The 20,856-nt window shown below is 66.9% G+C and carries 20 protein-coding genes; 11 read left to right on the top strand and 9 right to left on the bottom strand.

The genetic code is table 11. From position 1 onward, the window contains the following. Window positions 1-131: 131 nt before the first annotated feature. The 8 genes from BW949_RS03190 to BW949_RS03155 form a co-directional block, all read right to left on the bottom strand. Complete coding sequence (locus BW949_RS03190; RefSeq protein WP_076363437.1) at window positions 132-362, bottom strand: hypothetical protein; 231 nt, start codon at window positions 360-362, stop codon at window positions 132-134. Then, window positions 355-699 (bottom strand): HNH endonuclease signature motif containing protein, encoded by a 345-nt coding sequence (locus tag BW949_RS03185; protein ID WP_076363436.1) that lies wholly within the window; start codon window positions 697-699, stop codon window positions 355-357. Before BW949_RS03185 ends, BW949_RS03190 begins: the two co-directional genes overlap by 8 nt. 2 nt (window positions 700-701) lie before the next feature. Beyond that, window positions 702-1,340 (bottom strand): phage tail assembly chaperone, encoded by a 639-nt coding sequence (locus tag BW949_RS03180; RefSeq protein WP_076363435.1) that lies wholly within the window; start codon window positions 1,338-1,340, stop codon window positions 702-704. A 3-nt stretch (window positions 1,341-1,343) separates the two neighbouring features. Further along, window positions 1,344-2,855 carry a phage major capsid protein gene (locus BW949_RS03175; protein ID WP_076363434.1) on the bottom strand — a complete coding sequence of 504 codons (1,512 nt, stop codon included), beginning with the start codon at window positions 2,853-2,855 and terminating at the stop codon, window positions 1,344-1,346. After that, a complete protein-coding gene (locus BW949_RS03170) occupies window positions 2,852-3,172 on the bottom strand; it encodes a gene transfer agent family protein (protein ID WP_076363433.1) in 321 nt (106 codons plus the stop codon). Before BW949_RS03170 ends, BW949_RS03175 begins: the two co-directional genes overlap by 4 nt. Further along, the gene (locus tag BW949_RS03165) at window positions 3,165-4,349 is read right to left on the bottom strand and encodes a phage portal protein (protein WP_076363432.1); all 1,185 of its coding nucleotides are present in this window, start codon (window positions 4,347-4,349) and stop codon (window positions 3,165-3,167) included. Before BW949_RS03165 ends, BW949_RS03170 begins: the two co-directional genes overlap by 8 nt. A gap of 296 nt (window positions 4,350-4,645) precedes the next feature. Then, window positions 4,646-5,449 carry a competence protein CoiA gene (locus BW949_RS03160; protein ID WP_076363431.1) on the bottom strand — a complete coding sequence of 268 codons (804 nt, stop codon included), beginning with the start codon at window positions 5,447-5,449 and terminating at the stop codon, window positions 4,646-4,648. Window positions 5,450-5,660: 211 nt separating this feature from the next. Further along, complete coding sequence (locus BW949_RS03155; protein ID WP_076363430.1) at window positions 5,661-6,863, bottom strand: multidrug effflux MFS transporter; 1,203 nt, start codon at window positions 6,861-6,863, stop codon at window positions 5,661-5,663. A 240-nt stretch (window positions 6,864-7,103) separates the two neighbouring features. Here BW949_RS03155 and BW949_RS03150 point away from each other — a divergent pair, with 240 nt between their 5' ends. The 7 genes from BW949_RS03150 to BW949_RS03120 all read left to right on the top strand — a co-directional run bounded on the left by BW949_RS03150 (window position 7,104) and on the right by BW949_RS03120 (window position 15,360). After that, complete coding sequence (locus BW949_RS03150; protein ID WP_076363429.1) at window positions 7,104-8,636, top strand: acyl-CoA carboxylase subunit beta; 1,533 nt, start codon at window positions 7,104-7,106, stop codon at window positions 8,634-8,636. 6 nt (window positions 8,637-8,642) lie between these two features. Next, window positions 8,643-9,428 (top strand): class I SAM-dependent methyltransferase, encoded by a 786-nt coding sequence (locus BW949_RS03145; protein WP_076363428.1) that lies wholly within the window; start codon window positions 8,643-8,645, stop codon window positions 9,426-9,428. Then, window positions 9,425-10,000, top strand: coding sequence for a DUF6497 family protein (locus tag BW949_RS03140; RefSeq protein ID WP_076363427.1), 576 nt, complete (start codon window positions 9,425-9,427; stop codon window positions 9,998-10,000). The genes BW949_RS03145 and BW949_RS03140 overlap by 4 nt, the downstream gene beginning before the upstream one ends. A 454-nt stretch (window positions 10,001-10,454) precedes the next feature. Continuing rightward, window positions 10,455-10,895, top strand: a complete 441-nt coding sequence (locus tag BW949_RS03135) for a hypothetical protein (RefSeq protein WP_076363426.1) — start codon at window positions 10,455-10,457, stop codon at window positions 10,893-10,895. Between the two features lie 424 nt (window positions 10,896-11,319). Further along, window positions 11,320-11,535: a hypothetical protein gene (locus tag BW949_RS03130; protein ID WP_076363425.1), complete on the top strand. Its 216-nt coding sequence runs from the start codon at window positions 11,320-11,322 to the stop codon at window positions 11,533-11,535. A 137-nt stretch (window positions 11,536-11,672) separates the two neighbouring features. Next, window positions 11,673-13,676, top strand: a complete 2,004-nt coding sequence (locus BW949_RS03125) for an acetyl-CoA carboxylase biotin carboxylase subunit (protein WP_076363424.1) — start codon at window positions 11,673-11,675, stop codon at window positions 13,674-13,676. A gap of 1 nt (window position 13,677) precedes the next feature. Then, entirely contained in the window at window positions 13,678-15,360 is a 1,683-nt protein-coding gene (locus BW949_RS03120) for a hypothetical protein (RefSeq protein ID WP_076363423.1), read from the top strand. Window positions 15,361-15,367: 7 nt separating this feature from the next. Here BW949_RS03120 and BW949_RS03115 read toward each other — a convergent pair whose 3' ends face one another. Beyond that, window positions 15,368-15,883, bottom strand: a complete 516-nt coding sequence (locus BW949_RS03115) for a DUF4174 domain-containing protein (RefSeq protein ID WP_076363422.1) — start codon at window positions 15,881-15,883, stop codon at window positions 15,368-15,370. A 246-nt stretch (window positions 15,884-16,129) separates the two neighbouring features. Between BW949_RS03115 and scpA the strand changes: the two genes are divergently transcribed. From scpA to BW949_RS03095, 4 genes are all read left to right on the top strand, one after another. After that, on the top strand, window positions 16,130-18,262 hold the full coding sequence (scpA, locus tag BW949_RS03110; protein WP_076363421.1) for a methylmalonyl-CoA mutase: 2,133 nt from the start codon (window positions 16,130-16,132) through the stop codon (window positions 18,260-18,262). Window positions 18,263-18,532: 270 nt separating this feature from the next. Further along, on the top strand, window positions 18,533-19,006 hold the full coding sequence (locus BW949_RS03105) for a GNAT family N-acetyltransferase (protein WP_076363420.1): 474 nt from the start codon (window positions 18,533-18,535) through the stop codon (window positions 19,004-19,006). Between the two features lie 80 nt (window positions 19,007-19,086). Continuing rightward, entirely contained in the window at window positions 19,087-19,785 is a 699-nt protein-coding gene (locus tag BW949_RS03100; RefSeq protein WP_076363721.1) for a molecular chaperone DjiA, read from the top strand. Between the two features lie 4 nt (window positions 19,786-19,789). Beyond that, the gene (locus BW949_RS03095; RefSeq protein WP_076363419.1) at window positions 19,790-20,827 is read left to right on the top strand and encodes an endonuclease/exonuclease/phosphatase family protein; all 1,038 of its coding nucleotides are present in this window, start codon (window positions 19,790-19,792) and stop codon (window positions 20,825-20,827) included. Window positions 20,828-20,856: the final 29 nt, after the last annotated feature.

Below are 20,856 nucleotides of genomic sequence, written 5' to 3'. Positions count from 1 at the left end.
GCTACGATGTGGCGGAAACATTGTCCGCATTCGGATCTATTTTCAGACAACCTAATGCAACCTATTCTTATGAAGAAGGCTGAAATTTTTGAGTTTCTAATGGGCTGCCTGCACCGATCAACGATGAATTGTCATCGCATCGCCTCAATCACCGCTCCCATATCCACCCCGGCCAGCGCACAGACCATCGCAAGGTCACGACTCGGCCGGGTCAGGTAGTCGCGGGCAGATTCCTTGATCCGCACCTTGTCATGCGCCGTTGGCGTGTGGCGTGGTCCCTTCGTCGCATCTTCCACTGTGCGATAAAGCACCTCAAGCCACAGGTTCCGCTCGGGGTTCCAGCGCGAGGGCGCGTCAAACATCGCCCGCCCGCTCTTCCCTCTGCTTCACCCGGTCATGGCAGGGTTTGCAGAGCGCTTGCCAGTTGGCCCGGTCCCAGAAGAGCGCCTTGTCGCCCCGGTGCGGGGTGATGTGATCGACCACGGTCGCCACCGCCCCGCACATCGCGCAGCATGGATGCGCGGCCAGGAAGACCAGACGCGCCTTTTCCCATTCCGAGGTATAGCCGCGCGCGCGGGCCGAAGGGCGCCGCGCGTCATGGCGGCGTTTGCGGGCGCGGTCGGACTCTCTTTGACAGGTGCAGCGCCCTCCATGCGGCACAAGGCGACCACAGGCGCAGATGTGGGGTGGTCTCGGCATGGTCAGCCTTTCGCTTTCAGTCGGTGCAGCGCCTCGCGGTCAAAGGCCGGGTCGAAGCCAAGCTCTTCGATCTCGCGCAGCCGCTCGGGTGTATAGTCGGCGGGGCTGGGACCGGCGGGACCGCTGGGACCGGCGCCGCTGTCACCGCCGTTCATCGCAATCAGATGGGCAAGCTTGCCTTCGATTGCCTGTGCGATCTCGGTGGGTGTTGCGACCCATGTCTCGGCCGGGCTCCACCCGAGCCATCCCGTGCCGAAGTGATAGAACTCGGCATAGGCATCCACCCAGGGCGTCACGCGGCCTCTGGAAGGCTTTGCCTCGCAGGCGGTCTCTTCCTGCATCGGCGCGAGAAAGAGCGCCAGAAGCGCGCTCAGGGGCGCCAGGGTGGCCTCCTTCACCGCCGCGATGGGAGTGACAGCGAAAGAGGCCAGAAGAGCCTCGACGGCGTTGCGATCAACCGCCGAAGCCCGGAGGATTGCCCGCACGGTTCGAACGTCAAACTGGTCGAGCTTGAGAAGGAGGCCCGGCCAGCCGTCACGCAGGCGCTCAAGGGTCATCGCCGCGCGCAGCGAAGGGCGCAGAACCACGGCCAGGCCGCCGTGATACACCGTCACCTCTTCGCAGCGCGCAAGCGGGGTCATGGCTCAGGCGGCGAGCTTGAGCTTCGCCAGCGCTTCACCCAGCGTCACGCGCCCGCCCACGCGACGGCGCGCATGCAACTTGATGATGCCATTCGCCGCGCCGGTGTAGTCGTCCCGCATGATGCTGAACCCGGTGTGATCGGCAATCGTGTAGCCCGAGGCGAAGTCCCCGAAGACGATGGGCGTCTTGCCCGCGGCGGCATCTTCCATGTCGGGGGCCTCATAGACCGGACGGCCCAGAAGCGTGCCGGGCTGACCGCCGGCCAGCGCGGGTTGCCACAGGAAATCGCCGTTGCCGTCCTTGAGCTTGCGCACCGCCGCCATTGTCTTGCGGTTCATCAGCCAGGCGCCATTCTGGGCATAGGGCGTCTTGAGCGCATAATAGAGGTCGATCAGCTCATCGGCCGTCAGGCCCGTCACTTCGCATTCCTGCACCTCGGCCGAGGTCATCACGCCCTCGGCGGCGGTCGTGCCGTTGCCGGTGACGAACCATCTGGCTTCGAGCTGGCCAAAGCTGCGGGCGATATGGGCGCTGAGGTAGCTGTTCAGATCCACCTGGGCATCTTCGAGAAGAACCCGCGTCACCGGCACGATGACGGCCATTTCATGCGGCTTGAGGTCGATCTGTTCAAAGGTCGGTTCGGATTCCGGCCGGGTTTCGGTCTCGGTCACATGCTGGGGCGCCACCTCGGTCACGAGGCGGGGCAGTTGCAGAAGCGGGCCGCTCATCGCGATCACCGAGGCCAGCCCCCGCACCGGGGATTGTTCGGCAATCTTCGAGATGATCGAGGTCGAGACGGTTTCCGGCGCCAGGATGCCGCCGGTCGAGGGCGCGCCATAGGCAAGGCTCTTGGTCTCGGACTTGTCGCCCGTGCGCAGGTAATGCACGAAGCCCTTCACCTCGTCAGCCGCCATGACCGGGCTTTGAACGCCGGTGACGGCCAGGCTCGGGCGGTTCGATTTCGCTTCGAGCTTGTCGAGGCGGGATTTGATCTCGTCAAACGCCTTGGTGTCGATCTGCGGCGCGGGCACCGCGGTGTCTTCTTGTTCCATCGCTGAATGTTCCTTTTGCAAATGGGTCGATTTCAAAGAGGTGATCTGCGCGCCCGGATGGGCCGGGACCGCAACAATGCTGATTTCGTGCAGCTCAAGCGCCGTGATGCGACGGCCGCGACCCGCGCGCCTGGCGTCCTTGGTCACAAAGCCGATGGAAAGGCCCGAGACGGCGCCCGCCTTCACCATCGCGCGCACCTCGCGGGCGCGTTCCACGTCTTCGATCAGAAGACGGCCTTTCACCGTCAGACCGGCCTCGGTCTCGGCGATCTCATCCCAGACGCCAATCACCTGCGCCTGATCATGGGCAAAGAGCATCGGCAGTGCAGAAGGCGCCGAGAAAGCGCCCTTCACGATCACGTCGCCCACCCGGTCGGCAGACCCGAAAGGCCAGGCCAGGCCGGTGATCTCGCCTGCCTCGCTCGCGGCAAGCTGTGCCTTGATCTCAAGCCGGTCGGTCATGTCGTGGCCTCCACACCGCTCCACCGGGCATCCATGATCCCGAAGGCAAGCGGCAGAATCTCGGTCAGCGGGCGGTTATGGGCATAGGTCGTGCAAAGGCGCATGGCCTCTTCGGGCGCCATTCCCGCACCGATCAGCCCGAGACGGATGATCTCGGTCAGCGTCCTGGCGGGGCATGTCATGCCGACAATCTGAGCATAGATCGCCCCGGTGCCCTGTCCGGTCAGGCGCTCAAGCTCGGCAAGCATGGGGTCGGTCAGGGTGAAGGGGCGCTCGGTTTCACCGAAGAAGGCGCGATGCGTGATCCGGTCAGCCATCTTCGGGGGTCTTTCTGGCGGCAGGCGGGGCGCCGGTGGTGGTGTAGGGGTTTTGCAGCGTGTCCCCATCGGCGCGGGGCGGCAGGTTCAGACCGGCGCGCACCTCATTGGCCGTCATCGCGCCCATGCTGCGGTATTGCCCATAGGCGGCCGCGCGGGCGGCCGTGTCGGTGGTGGTCAGATCGTCGGTGACGAACTCGACATAGAGCGCCCGGCGTTCCTCGGGGGTCAGCAGGCAGCGCGCATAGGCCCAGCTCCACGAGGCGAGCCACGGTTTGAGCGTCACTTGCAGGAATTGCCGGGCCATTTCTTCGGTGTTGGACCATGTGCCGCGGGTGAGCTCGAAGAGCATCGTGGGCGGCACCCGGAAGGCACGGGCGATCTCGCGGATCTGTTCAAGGCGGTTCTCGGCGAATTGCGTGTCGGCGAGCGTCATCGTCACCGCTTCATAGCTCATGCCCTCGTCCAGGATGGCAGTGCCCCCGGATCGGCCCGCACCATGCGCAGCCGTCCAACTCACCGCAAGTTTGGCCTTGGCCTCATCGCCGAGGGTCTTCTCGGTCTTGAGGATGCCACCGGGCTTGCCGCCGTTCGCGAAGAGTTTGGCGATATGTTCTTCGAAAGCGAGCGCAAGGCCGATGGCCTCGCGTCCGAGCGTGATCGGCGAGGCGCCCGCGAAGGCGCTCACATGCAGGATGTCGGTGAAGGGATAGCGGTGCGGGCCGTCGGTGAGTTGCACCAGATAGGAGGGTTCGCCGAAATCGTCGGTTTCAACCTGCACCTGATGCGGGTCGATCCGGTGCAGCTCGACCGGCTCGCCCGAGGTGTTGCGGGTGACAACCGCGTAGCCGTGGCCGTGCAACAGGGCGTCGGTGGTCAATTCCACCCGCAGCGCCTCGGCCGAGGTCCAGGGGTTCGCCTCGTCATGGATCAGCCGATAGGCCGGGTGATCGGTGACGCTTTCCCGGCCGTCTCTCTCGAAGAGCTTCGCGGGCAGAGCCCCCACGGTCTCGGCGATCAGGGCCACCGCACAGGCCACCGCAGGAACGCGCATCGCGCCTTGCGTGGTGACGGTCGTTCCGGTGAGGGTGGGGGTGAGTCCGAAAAGGGGAAGGGCGGCAGGTGTCGAAACACCTACCGCCTTCCGGTGAAATGCAGAAATGAACTTCTGAAACATCGCAACTGAAACAAAGGGCACTCGTTATGGCATAGAGAATACCACTTGCGGCCAGTTGGGGTCAAGCAAATTTGCTATACATAATGCTATACATTCTGCGACACGCGGAAATAGGAATTCATTTAAAATCAATATCTTAGTTAGTAGATCCAGAACGAAATACGGACTGTCTCTCCTCCACTTGCCTTTGATTTCATTGAGAAATCTAGTAAGGAAGCAAGCCACTCACAGCCTGCAATTTATGCTTGAGCGGCAGATTTGTACGTTTCGCTTACGAAAGCGTGATGCTGGGCGGATCACGCAAGAGTCAGGTTGGCGATACGGGCTGCGGGCCAGTTGTAGCCAGCTGTGCTGAATGCCTTCCGGGTTGACACCGCTATCCGCAAGTCAGTGGCCTTGTGGGGGCCGTTCAACGTAAGTTCGCGGAAGCGCTTGGAGTATTTGTAGTAGCCACCGGCAAAGTTTTCCTCTCCCCCTTCCGAGAACCAACTAGTCTCGTTGATATATTGTTGATGACTCGCAAGGCGACCTAGCCAGAACTCTTGCTCCTTCGGGTCATACATCCACATGCCGTTCTTACCATTTAAGCCATGAACCCAACGCTCAAAGCTGCGCGGCGTGTACCGCTGAACGAACCACCCGCCGTTGTGCGGGTATCCTTCATCCCAAACCTTCGGGCTAAGGAAGGGTATCCAAATTTGAGCGATATTGGCGCTGGCGTATGAAGATGCGCGCCGCTCAATCTCATCTATACCTATTGGAGTGTGTTGCAGTTCAAATGCGATAAGCTGCCCGTTCGGGGACCATGCCATAACATCCGCTCGCCTATCGCCGGGTAGCGTATTCACGACATATTCAAGTTCCACCCGCAGGCCCCTTGTTTTGAGCGCGTCGGCCACGATTGCTTTCGCTTCCATGTGGGCACGCGTCTCGCCCGTGGCCCATGTGCACGTTGTTGGGGGCTTGTGCGCGAAATGGTGTACCACCTTCCGGCCCTTCTTTAGCACAACCTCGCCCCGGCACTCTGGACAAGAATACGTTGGTCCTTTTTGGGCCGTGAAAGCGTCGATACGCTTGCCCTCACAATCCGCTACAAGCATCGCCCCCCCCCTAACTTCACATATCTACGGCGATGTTAGCAGAATGAACCGGGGAAGAAGAACCCTGCCTAAGCGGGGCTAGTTGGCACTTTCAGAAGGAACACGGGTTGCGCCGCTACGGCGTAGGTATTTCGGCAAACCTTTCGCACTTTGGCGCGGTGTTTCGACGTGATCGCGTACAGTGGCACGGTCCGGGCGTGAGCCCCAGCCGTCACACGCCCAGCGCGGCGCGGCGGGCGCGGACCCACATGATTGCGGCGATCGAGGCGATGGATGACGCTGTCATCAGCGCCAGAAGCGGCGTCTCGGTGCCGCCCGGACGCAGCAATGCTCCGGCCACCGCCGCCAATGCCGCGCCGCCGCCGATGGTCATGGCGCCCCCCAGCCCCGAGGCCGTGCCGGCCAGTTCGGGGCGCACCGACATCATCCCGGCATTGGCATTGGGCAGTGTCATGCCGTTGCCCAGCGCCATCACCCCCACCGCCGGGAAGAAGATCAGCGGATGCGAGATCCCCGCCACCGCCAGCGCCGTGGCCAGCCCCAGCGCGCCCGTCGCCACCAGCGTGCCCAGCCAGATCATCCGGTCGGTGCCCAGCCGCACCGAGAACCGCCCCGACAGGAAATTGCCCAGCGAATAGCCCACCGCCGGCGCGGTGAAGAAATAGCCCAAGGTGGCCGGGCTGATGCCGAAGACATGTGCGCCGACGAAGGGGGCTCCGCCCAGATAGGCGAAGAACGACCCCGACGACAGCGTCGCCGCCAGGCAATAGCCCCAGAACCGGCGCGAGGCGAACAGCGCGGGATAGCTGCGGACCTGTGCCGCGAAGCCGCCGCCGCCCGGTGCCGCGGTCTCGCCCAGATCGGCCCAGACCAGCGCCGTCACCGCCAGCCCCAGCGCCAGCAGCAGCGAGAAGCTGGCCTGCCAGCCGAAGGCCTCGTCGAGGATGCCGCCCAGAACCGGGCCGATCATCGGCACGACCGACATTCCCATGGTCACATAGCCGATCATCGAGGCGGCCTCGGGGCCGGGCACCATGTCGCGCACGACCGCCCGGCTGAGCGCCATGCCGGTGGCGATGATCGCCTGGGCCATCCGCGCGATCAGGAAGATCTCGGCCGAAGGGGCCAGCAGCGTGCCGGCCGTGGCCAGAAGGAACAGGATCAGCGCGCCCAGGATCACCACGCGCCGCCCGTAGCGGTCCGAGATCGGCCCGATCACCAGTTGCAGCGCCGCCGACACCCCCAGATAGGCCGACACCGACAGCTGCATGACCGCGTAATCCACCCCGAAGTGGCGCGCCATGCCGGGCAGGGACGGCAGGAAGATGTTCATCGACAGTGCCGCCAGTCCTGCCAGAAGGATCAGCGTGGCGATGTGGGGCGGGCTCTGGCGGTCAAGGAAATGCGGCGTCATGCAGGTTCGCTAGGCCCGGTCGGGGGGAATGTAAATCCGTCGCTGTCGTGCGGTGGGGAAGGGTGTGGGCCGGCGGGGCTTTGCGGGCGCAATTTGCAATGTTGCAATTAGCAGAAGCATAGATGCCAATAATTTGCAAATTTACGGGATTTCGCTTTCCCCCACCCCGCTCGGCGCATAGGGTGCGCAACAATCGTACACGAGGCGCCTCGGCGCCGCAGGATTCTCTTTGGGGGAGCCATGAAGGACATTCTGCTAGAGCTGGAAAATCGGCGTGCCGAAGCGCGGATGGGGGGCGGTCAGCGCCGCATCGACGCCCAGCACAAGAAGGGCAAGCTGACCGCGCGCGAGCGGATCGACCTGCTTCTCGACGAGGGATCGTTCGAGGAATTCGACATGTTCGTCGCGCATCGCTGCACCGAATTCGGGATGCAGGCCGAACGCCCGGCGGGCGACGGCGTGGTCACCGGCTGGGGCACGATCAACGGCCGCATGGTCTATGTGTTCAGCCAGGACTTCACCGTCTTCGGCGGCTCGCTGTCGGAAACCCACGCCCAGAAGATCGCCAAGATCATGGATATGGCGATGCAGAACGGCGCGCCGGTGATCGGGCTGAACGATTCGGGCGGGGCGCGCATCCAGGAAGGCGTGGCCTCGCTGGCCGGCTATGCCGATGTCTTCCAGCGCAACATCATGGCCTCGGGCGTGATCCCGCAGATCTCGGTCATCATGGGCCCCTGCGCGGGTGGCGCGGTCTATTCGCCGGCCATGACCGACTTCATCTTCATGGTGCAGGACAGTTCCTACATGTTCGTCACCGGGCCCGACGTGGTGAAGACGGTCACCAACGAGATCGTCACCGCCGAGCAGCTGGGCGGCGCCTCGACCCACACCAAGAAATCCTCGGTCGCCGACGGGGCCTATGAAAACGACGTCGAGGCCCTGGCCGAAGTGCGCCGTCTCGTCGATTTCCTGCCGCTGTCGAACCGCGAGAAGGCGCCCGTGCGGCCCTTCTTCGACGATCCGGCCCGTGTCGAGGACAGCCTCGACACGCTGATCCCCGAGAACCCGAACCAGCCCTACGACATGAAGGAGCTGATCGTGAAGATCGCCGACGAGGGCGATTTCTTCGAGATCCAGCGCGATTTCGCGGGCAACATCATCACTGGCTTCGTGCGGATCGAAGGTCAGACGGTCGGCGTGGTGGCCAACCAGCCGATGGTTCTGGCCGGCTGTCTGGACATCGACAGCTCGCGCAAGGCGGCGCGGTTCGTGCGCTTCTGTGACGCCTTCGAGATCCCGATCCTGACGCTGGTCGACGTGCCCGGCTTCCTGCCCGGCACCGGCCAGGAATATGGCGGCGTCATCAAGCACGGCGCGAAGCTTCTGTTTGCCTATGGGGAGGCCACGGTGCCGAAGGTGACCGTCATCACCCGCAAGGCCTATGGCGGCGCCTATGACGTCATGTCCTCGAAGCACCTGCGGGGCGACTTCAACTATGCCTGGCCCACCGCCGAGATCGCGGTGATGGGCGCCAAGGGCGCGGTCGAGATCCTCTATCGCAGCGAACTGGGCGACCCCGAGAAGATCGCGCAGCGCACCGCGGATTACGAGGACCGCTTCGCCAACCCGTTCGTGGCGGCCGAAAAGGGCTTCATCGACGAGGTGATCCAGCCGCGGTCGACGCGCCGCCGGGTGGCCCGCGCCTTTGCCGCGCTGCGCTCGAAGAAGCTGTCGAACCCCTGGAAAAAGCACGACAACATTCCGCTGTGAGCACAGATGACCAGCTTGAACAGGGATATCGCGGCCCTGGCCGCGCGCCCCGAGATCAGGGCGCTTGATGTCGGCGCCTTTGGCCGCGACGACCTGTTCAATCTGATTCTGCAACGCTCCGAAGTGCTTTATGACGTGCCGCGGGCGGGTCAGCTGATCCGCCTGTGGGAGGGGGGCGACCCCGGCCCGCTCGAGGCCGAGGTCGACCGCCTCGGCCCGGAAATCGCCCGGCGCGCCGCCGGTGTGATCTGGGAGGAATTCACCGCGCTGCTGCCGGTGCTGTCCGAACGCCCGGTGATCCGGCTGGCCGATATCGGTTGCGGCTATGCGATCTTCGATCTGTTTGCCGCGCGGGCGCTGGGCTGCGACCCGGTGCTGATCGACCTCGAATCTAACGCGCGGCGGCATTTTTCCTTCGCGGCCGAAGGCGCGGCCTATGCGTCGCTTTCGGTGGCGCGGGGGTTTCTCGAATCGAACGGCATCGCCCCGGAACGGATCAGCGTGCTCAATCCGGGCCGCGAATCGGTGATCGGGATCGGGCCGGTGGATCTGGTGGTGTCGTTCCTGTCCTGCGGGTTCCATTATCCGGTCTCGACCTACACCGCCTTCTTTGCGCGCAATGTCGCGCCGGGCGGGCGCATCATGCTGGACCTGCGGCTGCGCGGCGGCGAGCGCGGCGCGCGCGCCGAGGACCAGATCGGCGATCTGGCGCCGCTGGGCTCGATCCGCGACCTGCCGGCGCCGCCCAAGGCGCGCCGCGTTCTGGTCACCCGTCCGGGGGGCGTGCAATGATCCTGCGCGGCGGCGGTTTCCCTGCGCCCGGTCTGGCGCTTTTCCTGCTGGCGCTTCCGGTCGCGCCGGCCTTGGCGGCCGATCCGGCGGACATCATCCTGCCCTCGGGGTGGGCGGTGCGCGCGCTCGACACGGTGCAGGGGGTTCCGGGGCCCGAAGGGCTGGCGCTGCGGATGCGCTTTGTTGCGCCCGATCTGGCCGCGCATCTGGCCGCCACGGCTGCCGCGCAGGCAGGGGCGGGGGGCGCGGAGACGGCGCCGGATCCGGTCGATGTGCCGGCCTTCGAGGACGACCTCTCGGGCGATGCCTTTGACCCCGATGCTGCCGGGGCCGATGCCGCCGGGCCTGATGCTGCGGGAATGGCCGGGGCCGACCCGCTTCTGGCCGACCTGACCTGGCTGTGCGACACGCAGGCGTTGCCGGCGCTGGCGGGGGGCGGTCCGCAGCCGGCGCAGATCATCATCTCGGTCGCCGATCGGCCCGTGCCGTTCGGTGCGCCGAATCCCGAAGCGGTGCAGGTTTTTGAAGCTTTCCGTCCCGAAAACGGGCGATGCGTGTGGGAATTCTACTGATGTCGAGCCGTTCGCAGCTGTCGAGACCGGAGATGTCTTCCATTTTTGCCGAAGCGCGCGCGCTTTGCAGCCTTCTGCCTGTGCAAGGGGGCTGGGCGCGCCGCATGCCTCGGTATATGCTCGGGGCCGGGACGGCAGAGATTGTCTTCCGTGCCCGCGAATGTTTGAATCTGGCCGATGGCGGGTGCCATGCGGTCAGCAATGTCAGGAGACGCTCATGTCGAAAGTCGTTTTTGCTCTCGCGCTCGTCGGTGTCGTGGCTGCGTGCGCCCCGGCGCCCGAGCCCGCTCCCGCGCCCGTGTCTGTCGAACCCGTCTACACCGGCAAATACAAGTAAGAGAACCGGAGATCCGGTTTCGGGGCGGGCCGGTCGGCCCGCTCCCTTTCTGCCGCGGCCGCAGGATTGCCGCGCGGCCCGCGTGCCCGCGGATCTGACGGGCCGGAGGGGCGCGCCATGCTGAAGCACCGCGGCTTCCCCGGTCGCCTGACCGGCACCGATTTCCAGTTCACCATCCGGCGGGCCAATCCGCGCGGGGTCACCAAGCTGATCCGGCGGGAACGCTACCGTGACCGCGCCGCGCTGGACCGGCGCGCCGACGAGGCCTTCCTGGCCGCGCTGATCGAGCATTTCGGCGAGGAACCCTTCGAACGCGGCAATCTCGATGCCGGGCGGTTGTCGTGGCTGTTCGGCCGCGAGGTTCTGCCCGCCGAGGAGCCCTTCGACCCCGAAAGCTATGATGCCCTGCTGCGGGTCGATCTGGCGCGCGCGCAGGCGTCCTTTCCGCAATTGTTCGAAGCGGGCGATGCGGGCGATTGGGACGACGACGAAGACGACGACGCCGCGGATGACGATTGGGACGACGCGGATGCGCCGGGCCCGCGAGGGCGGCGCTGATGGACATGTTCCGGCCGATTTTCGCGTCCTGCGGGGCGGGGCTTGCGCGGGCTTTTGCCGGCGCGCCGTCGCGCACGCATTCGGGATTTGCCGGGCCGGGCGCCGGCGCGCAGGATGATCCTGCGCGGCCCTCGGGCGGCGTGGGCGGTGCGTCCGCCCGTCCGGAACTGATCCCTTCCCCCTGTGACGGGTCCGGCCCCGCGTGGGTCGGACCCCTTTTTGCCGCCGCTGCTGTCGATGGGGCGGTGACCACGGCCGGGGACGCTGCCGAAAGGGCGCGTTTTTGCGTGGGTCCGGCCCGCCTTGGGCGGTCTGCCGCCCAAGGCCGCCCCTTGCGCGCGTCCGCGCGCGAAGGCCGTTTGTCTGCGCTCCCGATTGCGCTAGAATCATCTTCGCAAGCACAACCCTTCGGAGGCAGTTCGACATGCAATTCAAACCCCTTCTCCTGGGCTCGGCCGCGGCTTTGTCGCTGGCGGGCTGCATGGAAACCGACGGCGAACGCGCGCTGGGCGGCGCGGCGGCCGGGGCTCTCATCGCTGACGCGACCGACACCAATGTCGTCGCCGGCGCCGCGATCGGCGCGCTGGCGGGCACCTATTGCGACGATCTCAACGTGCCCGGCTGCCGGCCGCGCTACTGATCCGCATTCGCATTCCGCAGTTTCGCGGATGAACGGCGCCATCGGCCCTTCGCGGGCCGGTGGCGTCTTTTCGTTTTCAACGACCACACCGGAGCGGGAAAGGTTCCCGCACAAGCCGGGGGAGAGAAGGGACTGACATGTTCGACAAGATCCTGATCGCCAACCGCGGCGAGATCGCCTGCCGCGTGATCAAGTCGGCGCGGAAGATGGGCATCAAGACGGTGGCCGTCTATTCCGACGCCGACAAGAACGCTCTGCACGTGCAGATGGCCGACGAGGCCTTGCACATCGGCGCCTCGCCCGCGGCGCAATCCTATATCGTGATCGACAAGATCATGGAGGCGATCCGCCAGACCGGCGCGCAGGCGGTGCATCCGGGCTATGGCTTCCTGTCCGAGAACATGAAATTCGCCGAGGCCCTCGAGGCCGAGGGCGTGGCCTTCATCGGGCCGCCCTCGGGCGCGATCGAGGCCATGGGCGACAAGATCACCTCGAAGAAACTGGCCGCCGAGGCGGGCGTGTCCACCGTTCCGGGCTACATGGGCCTGATCGAGGACGCCGACGAGGCGGTCAAGATCAGCCGCGAGATCGGCTATCCGGTGATGATCAAGGCCAGCGCCGGCGGCGGCGGCAAGGGCATGCGCATCGCCTGGAACGACGAGGAAGCGCGCGAGGGCTTCCAGTCCTCGAAGAACGAGGCCGCCTCGAGCTTCGGTGACGACCGCATCTTCATCGAGAAATTCGTCACCCAGCCGCGCCACATCGAGATCCAGGTGCTGGCCGACAAGCACGGCAATTGCGTCTATCTGCACGAGCGCGAATGCTCGATCCAGCGCCGCAACCAGAAGGTCATCGAAGAGGCGCCCTCGCCCTTCCTCGACCCCGAGACGCGCCGCGCCATGGGCGAGCAGGCCGTGGCCCTGGCCAAGGCGGTGGATTACTGCTCGGCCGGGACGGTGGAATTCATCGTCGACGGGGACAAGAACTTCTACTTCCTTGAAATGAACACCCGCCTTCAGGTGGAACACCCGGTGACCGAACTCATCACCGGCATCGATCTGGTCGAACAGATGATCCGCGTGGCCGACGGCGAGACGCTGCCCTTCGCGCAGGACGACCTGAAGATCAACGGCTGGGCGATGGAAAGCCGGCTCTATGCCGAAGATCCCTATCGCAACTTCCTGCCGTCGATCGGCCGTCTGACCCGCTACCGCCCGCCGGTCGAGGGCAAGACCGAACGCGGTGGCATCGTGCGCAATGACACCGGCGTCTACGAGGGCGGCGAGATCTCGATGTTCTACGACCCGATGATCGCCAAGCTCTGCACCTGGGCCCCCACCCGCGAGGCCGCAATCGAGGAAATGCGTCTGGCGCTCGACACGTTCGAGGTCGAGGGCATCGGGCACAACCTGCCGTTCCTGTCGGCGGTGATGGACCATTCCCGCTTCGTCTCGGGCGCGATCACCACGGCCTTCATCGCCGAGGAATACCCCGACGGCTTCCAGGGTGCGGTGCTCGATGACGAGCTTCTGCGCCGCGTGGCCGCCGCCACCGCCGCGATGAACCGCGTGGCCGAGATCCGGCGCACCCGCATCTCGGGCACGCTCGGCAACCACGAACGCCGCGTGGGCGAGGATTGGGTCGTCACCCTCCAGGGCGCCGAATTCCGCGTGCATGTGGGCGCCGACAAGGCCGGCGCGACGATCCGCTTCGAGGACGGGCAGGAGCTGCGCGTGACCTCGGACTGGACGCCGGGGCAAAGCCTTGCGCGGCTCGAGGTGGGCGGCGCGCCGCTGGTGCTCAAGGTCGGCAAGATCCCCATGGGCTTCCGCATCCGCGTCCGCGGCGCCGATCTCAAGGTGCATGTGCGCACCCCGCGTCAGGCGGAACTGGCCAAGCTGATGCCCGAGAAACTGCCCCCCGATACCTCGAAATTCCTGCTCTGCCCGATGCCCGGCCTGATCGTGAAGATCAACGTGGCCGAGGGCGAGGAGGTGCAGGAAGGTCAGGCGCTGTGCACCGTCGAGGCCATGAAGATGGAAAACATCCTGCGCGCCGAGAAGAGGGCGATCGTGAGCAAGATCAACGCGGAACCGGGCGCCAGCCTGAAGGTTGACGACATCATCATGGAGTTCGAGTGACATGCACGGGCCGTTGCATGCGCATCCGGGGCATCCCGGCGGCGCCGCTGCGGCGGCCCACGACCTTGCACGTCCCGGTGGCCCGCATCCTGCGGGCGCGCCGGCGCCGCCAAGTCTGATCGGGGCGGGTCTGATCGGGGCGGGTCTGACGGGGGCGGGGCTCGGGTTTCTCGGGCTCCAGATCTGGGCCTTCGTCCTGGCGGGCGGGGTCTTCGAATATCCGCTCGATGACGTCTATATCCACATGGCCATGGCCGAAGGCATCGCGCGCGGCAGCTATGGCGTGACGCCCGGCACCCTGGTCGCGGCCTCGTCCTCGGCGCTCTATCCGCTGCTTCTGGCGCCCTTGTCGGGGCAGATCTGGGCGCCGCTGGCCTTGAATGCGCTGGCGGTGCTGGGGGCGGGCGCGCTCTGGGGGGCGGCGGTGGCGCGTGCGGGGCTGGGCCGGGCGGGTGTCTGGGTCGCGGGGCTGGGGGCGCTGGCGCTCAACATTCCCGGCGTGGGCTTCACCGGCATGGAAAACAGCCTGCATGCGGTGGCGGCCCTGGCGCTGGTGCTGGCGCTGTGGCGCTTTGCCGAGAGCGGGCGCATCGGCGGGGCGCTGGTGGCCGCGGCCGTGATCGCGCCGCTCCTGCGCCTCGAGGGGCTGGCGCTTTCGCTGCTGGCGGCGGGGATGCTGGCCTTGTGCGGCCGGGCGCGGGCGGGCGGTTTGCTGGCGCTGGCGGTGCTGGCGCCGGTGGCGGGCTTTGCCGCCTTACTGATGGCGCTGGGCCTGCCGCCGCTGCCCGGTTCCGTCCTGGCCAAGCTGACGCTGACCGGGCCCGAGGCCGCGGGCGGGATCGCCCATCTGGCACGAGGGCTTGCGCTGAACCTGGCCACGCCCGCGGGGCGGCTGATGGCCTGGCTGTCGGGCGCACTTCTGCTGGGCGGGGCGCTTCTTTGGCGGCAGGGCGATGCGCGCCGGGCCGCGGTGGCGGGCGTGCTGGCGCTGGCGGGGCTTGCGCATCTGGCGGCAGGCCAGATCGGCTGGATGCACCGCTATGAACATTACGCGATCGTGGCGCAGATGGCGGGGTTGGCGCTTCTGGCCGGTGCGCTGCGCGGCACCCCCGCCCGCGTGGGCCGTGTCGCGCTGCCGGTCTTTCTGGGGCTGGCGGCGCTGGCCTTCTGGCCCAAGCTGGTCACCACCTATGTCTGGGGGCCGCGCGCGATCCATCTGCAACAGGCCCAGACCGCGCGGCTGGTGCAGGCGCATTGGCGCGCGCCGGTTGCGGTCAACGATCTGGGGCGCGTGGCCTGGGGCAACCCCGCGCCGGTGCTCGATCTCTATGGTCTGGGCGCGCCCGACGCGCTGGCGCTGCGGATGCAGCCGGGCGGGCCGCCTGCCGGCTGGGCGGGCGATCTGGCGCGCGCGCATGGGGTCGGGCTGGTGGCGATCTATGACGCCTGGTTCGGTGCCGATCTGGGGCCGGGCTGGGTGCGCCTGGGCGATTTGCGCATGATCCAACCGCGCGGCGCGCTGGGCGCCTATGAGGTGGCCTTCCACGCCACCCCGGAAGCCGCGGCGCGCGCCCGTGCCGCCCTGGCCGAATGGGCGGCGGATCTGCCGCGCGATGCGGTCTTCGTGCCCGAAGGGCAGGGGGCGGGGCAGGGGACTTTTCCGCAGGCGGAGGCCGGCCGATGAGCGCGCCTCAGTCCTTGCGCCGCATTTCCTCGCGCCGGATCGGCATCTTGTCGATGGCGCGCATGATCTCGCGCCCGTCCCAGGGGAAGGGCTTGCGCAGCGCCACCGTGCCGTCCTTGTCGATCAGCACCAGCGAAAAGCCCCGCGGGCGCAGCTTGCGCCGCAGCGCCGAAGCATCGGCCGGGTCGGTGTCGGTCACGATCACCACGTCGCGTTCGGCCAGATCGGGCCAGCGCGCCGCCAGCGCCGCCATCTGCTCGGCAAAGGCCGGATCGGCGGGGGTGTTGGCAAAGACCACCACGGGCCGCGCCTGCCACAGGAAATCCGACAGGCTGACGCCCGCCGCCGAGATCGGCGCAAAGGTGTCCGGTGCCGCGGTCGGTGTGGGCGCGGGCGTCTCCGTGAGGGGGGCCTCCGTGAGGGGGGCCGGGATGGAGGCCTCTGCCTCCTGTGCCGCGACGGGCAGCGCCGCGCTCGTCCAGAGCGCCGCCCCCGCCAGCATCGCCACCATGTCTCGTCTCATCTGCGATCCTCCGACCCCCGATATAGGCCGCGAAGGCGCGCGCCTCCATGGTGGGAGTGCAGGTTTTTCCGCTTTGTCCGCGCCTCGGATCGGGCGCGTGCGGCACCGCCTGGCGCCGCCCCGTCCGGCCGCGGCCCAGGATCATCACATCATGTCCCGTCCGCGTCCCTGCGCGGCCGGGGAACGTTTCGTCGAAGCGACGGGGGCAACATCCGCGCCCGACGGCAGAGCAAGAGGGAAGAAGCCATGACCGACAAACTGGACGATTGGGCCAAGCTCGCAGAAAAGGAACTGCGCGGCCGCCCGCTCGAGGATCTGACGTGGAACACGCTCGAGGGGATTGCGGTCAAGCCGCTCTACACCGAGGCCGACACCGCGAACCTGCCGCATATGGGCAGCGTTCCGGGCCTTGCGCCCTTCACCCGCGGCCCGCGCGCCACGATGTATGCCGGCCGCCCCTGGACGATCCGCCAATATGCGGGCTTCTCGACGGCCGAGGAATCGAACGCCTTCTACCGCAAGGCGCTGGCCGCGGGGCAGCAGGGGGTGTCGGTCGCCTTCGACCTGGCCACCCACCGCGGCTATGACAGCGACCACCCGCGCGTGGTGGGCGATGTCGGCAAGGCGGGCGTGGCCATCGACAGCGTCGAGGACATGAAGATCCTGTTCGACGGCATCCCGCTCGAGAAGGTCTCGGTGTCGATGACGATGAACGGCGCGGTGATCCCGATCCTGGCCAATTTCATCGTCACCGGCGAGGAACAGGGCGTCGATCGCAGCCTTCTGTCGGGCACGATCCAGAACGACATCCTCAAGGAATTCATGGTGCGGAACACCTATATCTATCCGCCCGAACCCTCGATGCGCATCATCGCCGACATCATCGAATACACCTCGAAGGAGATGCCCAAGTTCAACAGCATCTCGATCTCGGGCTATCACATGCAGGAGGCCGGCGCGAACCTCGTGCAGGAGCTGGCCTATACGCTGGCCGACGGGCGCGAATACGTCCGCGCCGCCCTGGCCCGCGGCATGGATGTCGATGCCTTCGCCGGGCGTCTGAGCTTCTTCTTCGCCATCGGCATGAACTTCTTCATGGAGGCCGCCAAGCTGCGCGCCGCGCGTCTGCTGTGGCACCGCATCATGTCCGAGTTCAACCCGAAGAAACCCGGCTCGCTGATGCTGCGCACGCACTGCCAGACCTCGGGCGTGAGCTTGCAGGAGCAAGACCCCTACAACAACGTCGTGCGCACCGCCTACGAGGCGATGGCCGCGGCTTTGGGCGGCACGCAATCGCTGCACACCAACGCGCTGGATGAGGCGATTGCGCTGCCCACCGAATTCAGCGCCCGGATCGCGCGCAACACCCAGCTGATCTTGCAAGAAGAGACCGGCATCACCAATGTCGTCGATCCGCTGGCGGGCAGCTATTACGTCGAGAGCCTGACGCATGAGCTGGCCGAGAAAGCCTGGGCGCTGATCGAGGAAGTCGAGGAAATGGGCGGCATGACGCAGGCGGTCGCCTCGGGCATGCCCAAGCTGCGGATCGAGGAAACGGCGGCGCGGCGTCAGGCGATGATCGACCGCGGCGAGGAAGTCATCGTCGGGGTGAACAAATATCGCCTGGCCAAGGAAGATCCGCTCGACATTCTCGACATCGACAACGTCAAGGTCCGCGAATCGCAGATCGCGCGGCTGAACGCCATCCGGGCCTCGCGCGACGAGGCGGCCTGCCAGGCGGCGCTGGACGAGCTGACCCGGCGCGCCTCCGAGGGCGGAAACCTTCTCGAAGCGGCGGTCGTCGCCGCGCGGGCGCGGGCCAGTGTGGGAGAGATCAGCATGGCGATGGAAAAAGTCTTCGGTCGGCACCGTGCCGAGGTGCGCACGCTGTCGGGGGTCTATGGCGCCGCCTACGAGGGCGACGAGGGCTTTGCCAAGATCCAGCAGGACGTCGAGGATTTCGCCGTGCGCGAAGGCCGCCGCCCGCGTCTGCTGGTGGTCAAGATGGGCCAGGACGGTCACGACCGCGGCGCCAAGGTGATCGCCACGGCCTTTGCCGATATCGGCTTTGACGTCGATGTGGGCACGCTGTTCCAGACCCCCGAGGAAGCCGCGCAGGATGCCATCGACAACGACGTGCATGTCGTGGGGATCTCGTCGCTGGCCGCGGGCCACAAGACGCTGGCGCCCAAGCTGATCGAGGAACTGCGCGCCAAGGGCGCCGAGGACATCCTGGTCATCTGCGGCGGCGTCATCCCGCAGCAGGACTACGACTTCCTCAAGGCCGCGGGCGTCAAGGCGATCTTCGGGCCGGGCACCAATATCCCGCTGGCCGCCCGCGAGATCCTCGACCTGATCGACGAGGCTCGCAAGGGCTGACCTTCCGTCTGTCCGCCCGCCCGTCGGGCCGGGGTTCGGGGGCGTCAGCCCCCGGCGCGGGCCGCCCCCTCGATGGGGGCGGCCCGCGCTCTTCCCGCCTCCGGCAGGGCCGCCCAACCTTCTGCAACCCAACCTTCCGCACTTGGGCCTTCCCCACTCCGGCCTTCCGCGGGCTCCTCACATGACGCATGGCGGCCATCCCTCCGGCCCCCCTGTCGCGGCGCGGGGCGGCATGGCAGGGTGGCGCGACAGATCGCACGAGGGCTCTTCATGATCCGCGCCGCCAGCCTTGATGACATTCCCGCCCTTCTCGGCTTCTGGAACCCGGTGATCCGCGACACCACGATCACCTTCTCTTCCGAGGAAAAGACCCCCGAAGGCCTTGCCGTCCTTCTGGCCGAACGCCCGGTCTTCCTGGTGGCCGATGCCGGGCAGGGGGCGGTGGGGCTGGCCAGCTATGCCCAGTTTCGCGGCGGCAACGGCTATCGTCACGCCGCCGAACATACGATCATCCTGGCGCCCGACACCCGCGGCCAGGGGCTGGGGCGCGCGCTGATGGACGCGCTCGAATCCCATGCGCGCGCGGGCGGGGTGCATGTCATGGTGGCCGGCATCTCGGCCGAGAATGCCCCGGCCTGCGCCTTTCACGCGGCACTTGGCTATGTCGAGACCGGGCGCATGCCCCAGGTCGGGCGCAAGTTCGACCGCTGGCTCGACCTGGTGCTGATGCAGAAGGTCCTGTGATGGCGCCGCCCCTCGCGGGATGCCCGCGTCGCTCCGCCGCGCCCCCTGACACGGGCGCCCCCGCGCGCTATGATCGGCCCATGTCGATCTGGGACCGCCTTTCTGCCGCGCTTGCCGCTCTCGCCCGTGGCGAAGGGCTCTCGGCGCTGTTCGAACGGCGCGCGCCCGAAACCTCGGTTGCCTTCACCATCGCCGTGATCGCGCTCGGCGCCAAGATGGCCAAGGCCGACGGCCTGGTCACCCGCGATGAGGTGCGCGCCTTCCGCGCCATCTTCACCATCCCCCCCGAGGAGGAAGCCAACGCCGCCCGCGTCTTCGATCTGGCCCGCCAGGATGTGGCCGGCTTCGAGGTCTGGGCCGCGCGCATCGCACGCATGTTCGGCCCCGGCGCCCCCGTGCTCGAGGATCTGATCGAAAGCCTCTTCGCCATTGCCATGGCCGACGGGCATTACCACCCCGGCGAGGACGCCTTCCTGGCCGAGGTGGCGCGCATCTTCTCGATCCCCGAGGACCATTTCGCCCGCCTGCGCGCGCGTTTCGCCCACCCCGAGCACCCCGACCCCTATGCCGTCCTGGGCGTGGCGCCCGGCACCCCCCTGACCGAGATCCGCGCCGTCTGGCGTGCCGCGGTGCGCGAGGCCCATCCCGACCGCGCCGTCGCCCGCGGCCTGCCCGAAGAGGCCGTGCGCCTGGCCGAAGACCGGGTCAAGGCGCTCAACCGCGCCTGGGAGGAGATCCAGACCCATCACCCCCAACGCCAGCCCGCGCCCGCCGGCTGATCGGATGCGTCTGGCCACCTATAACGTCGAATGGTTTGCGGGCCTCTTCGACCGGCGCGGCCATCTTCTCGAGGATGACGAATGGTCGGCGCGCTACAATGTCACCCGCGCCGAGCAGCTGACCGCGCTGGGCATCGTCTTCACCGCGCTCGATGCCGATGCCGTGCTGGTCGTCGAGGCCCCCGAACATAACCGCCGCCGCCATACCGTGCCCATGCTGGAGCGGTTCGCACGCCATTACGGGCTGCGCACGCGGCGCGCCGTGATCGGCTTTGTCAATCACACCCAGCAGGAGATCGCGCTTCTCTATGACCCCGACCGGCTGTCGGCGCGTCATGATCCGCTGGGCCCCGACCCGCTGACGGGTGCGGGCGCGGGCGAAAGCGTGCCGCGTTTCGACGGCACCTTCCGCATTGATCTCGACATCGACGCGCGTCTCGATTCGGTGCAATTCTCCAAGCCGCCGCTCGAACTGGCGCTGCGCACGGCGGCGGGCACGGCCCTGCGTCTGATCGGGGTGCATGTGAAGTCCAAGGCCCCGCATGGCGCCACCTCCGAGGATGCCGCGGTGCGCATCGCCATCGAGAATCGCCGCAAGCAGCTGGCGCAATGCATCTGGCTGCGCGGCCGGGTCGATGCGCATCTCGACCGCGGCGACAGCCTGATCGTGCTGGGCGACTTCAACGACGGGCCGGGGCTCGACGAATATGAAAAGCTCTTCGGGCGGTCCGGCCTCGAGATCGTGATCGGCGAGGGGGTGCCGCCCGAGCGGCGTCTCTTCGATCCGCATGCCGTCCCGCTGGCGGGCACACCGCTTCAGGCGGCGCCCAGCACGGCACGCTTCTATCGCGGGGAACAGGCGCATTATTTCTCGGCGCTGCTCGACTTCATCCTGATTTCGCCCGATCTGATGGCGCATCGGCCGCGCTGGCGTATCTGGCATCCCTTCGACGATCCAGCCTGCCATGCCACGCCCGAGCTGCGCGATGCCCTGTTGCAGGCTTCGGACCATTTCCCGGTAACGCTCGACCTCGAGATCTGAGCGGCCTGCGGGTGGGTGCGCGTGGGGGG

It is taken from the genome of Phaeovulum vinaykumarii, assembly GCF_900156695.1.
GTDB lineage: Bacteria > Pseudomonadota > Alphaproteobacteria > Rhodobacterales > Rhodobacteraceae > Bieblia_A > Bieblia_A vinaykumarii.
The sequence above is the reverse complement of the archived record's forward strand: the minus strand, read 5'-3'. Positions and strand labels throughout refer to the sequence as shown.

Bases quoted from the DNA above. Each gene is read 5' to 3' on its own strand.
- BW949_RS03190 (WP_076363437.1), bottom strand. From the start codon at position 362: ATGTTTGACGCGCCCTCGCGCTGGAACCCCGAGCGGAACCTGTGGCTT.
- BW949_RS03185 (WP_076363436.1), bottom strand. From the start codon at position 699: ATGCCGAGACCACCCCACATCTGCGCCTGTGGTCGCCTTGTGCCGCAT.
- BW949_RS03180 (WP_076363435.1), bottom strand. From the start codon at position 1,340: ATGACCCCGCTTGCGCGCTGCGAAGAGGTGACGGTGTATCACGGCGGC.
- BW949_RS03175 (WP_076363434.1), bottom strand. From the start codon at position 2,855: ATGACCGACCGGCTTGAGATCAAGGCACAGCTTGCCGCGAGCGAGGCA.
- BW949_RS03170 (WP_076363433.1), bottom strand. From the start codon at position 3,172: ATGGCTGACCGGATCACGCATCGCGCCTTCTTCGGTGAAACCGAGCGC.
- BW949_RS03165 (WP_076363432.1), bottom strand. From the start codon at position 4,349: ATGTTTCAGAAGTTCATTTCTGCATTTCACCGGAAGGCGGTAGGTGTT.
- BW949_RS03160 (WP_076363431.1), bottom strand. From the start codon at position 5,449: ATGCTTGTAGCGGATTGTGAGGGCAAGCGTATCGACGCTTTCACGGCC.
- BW949_RS03155 (WP_076363430.1), bottom strand. From the start codon at position 6,863: ATGACGCCGCATTTCCTTGACCGCCAGAGCCCGCCCCACATCGCCACG.
- BW949_RS03150 (WP_076363429.1), top strand. From the start codon at position 7,104: ATGAAGGACATTCTGCTAGAGCTGGAAAATCGGCGTGCCGAAGCGCGG.
- BW949_RS03145 (WP_076363428.1), top strand. From the start codon at position 8,643: ATGACCAGCTTGAACAGGGATATCGCGGCCCTGGCCGCGCGCCCCGAG.
- BW949_RS03140 (WP_076363427.1), top strand. From the start codon at position 9,425: ATGATCCTGCGCGGCGGCGGTTTCCCTGCGCCCGGTCTGGCGCTTTTC.
- BW949_RS03135 (WP_076363426.1), top strand. From the start codon at position 10,455: ATGCTGAAGCACCGCGGCTTCCCCGGTCGCCTGACCGGCACCGATTTC.
- BW949_RS03130 (WP_076363425.1), top strand. From the start codon at position 11,320: ATGCAATTCAAACCCCTTCTCCTGGGCTCGGCCGCGGCTTTGTCGCTG.
- BW949_RS03125 (WP_076363424.1), top strand. From the start codon at position 11,673: ATGTTCGACAAGATCCTGATCGCCAACCGCGGCGAGATCGCCTGCCGC.
- BW949_RS03120 (WP_076363423.1), top strand. From the start codon at position 13,678: ATGCACGGGCCGTTGCATGCGCATCCGGGGCATCCCGGCGGCGCCGCT.
- BW949_RS03115 (WP_076363422.1), bottom strand. From the start codon at position 15,883: ATGAGACGAGACATGGTGGCGATGCTGGCGGGGGCGGCGCTCTGGACG.
- scpA (WP_076363421.1), top strand. From the start codon at position 16,130: ATGACCGACAAACTGGACGATTGGGCCAAGCTCGCAGAAAAGGAACTG.
- BW949_RS03105 (WP_076363420.1), top strand. From the start codon at position 18,533: ATGATCCGCGCCGCCAGCCTTGATGACATTCCCGCCCTTCTCGGCTTC.
- BW949_RS03100 (WP_076363721.1), top strand. From the start codon at position 19,087: ATGTCGATCTGGGACCGCCTTTCTGCCGCGCTTGCCGCTCTCGCCCGT.
- BW949_RS03095 (WP_076363419.1), top strand. From the start codon at position 19,790: ATGCGTCTGGCCACCTATAACGTCGAATGGTTTGCGGGCCTCTTCGAC.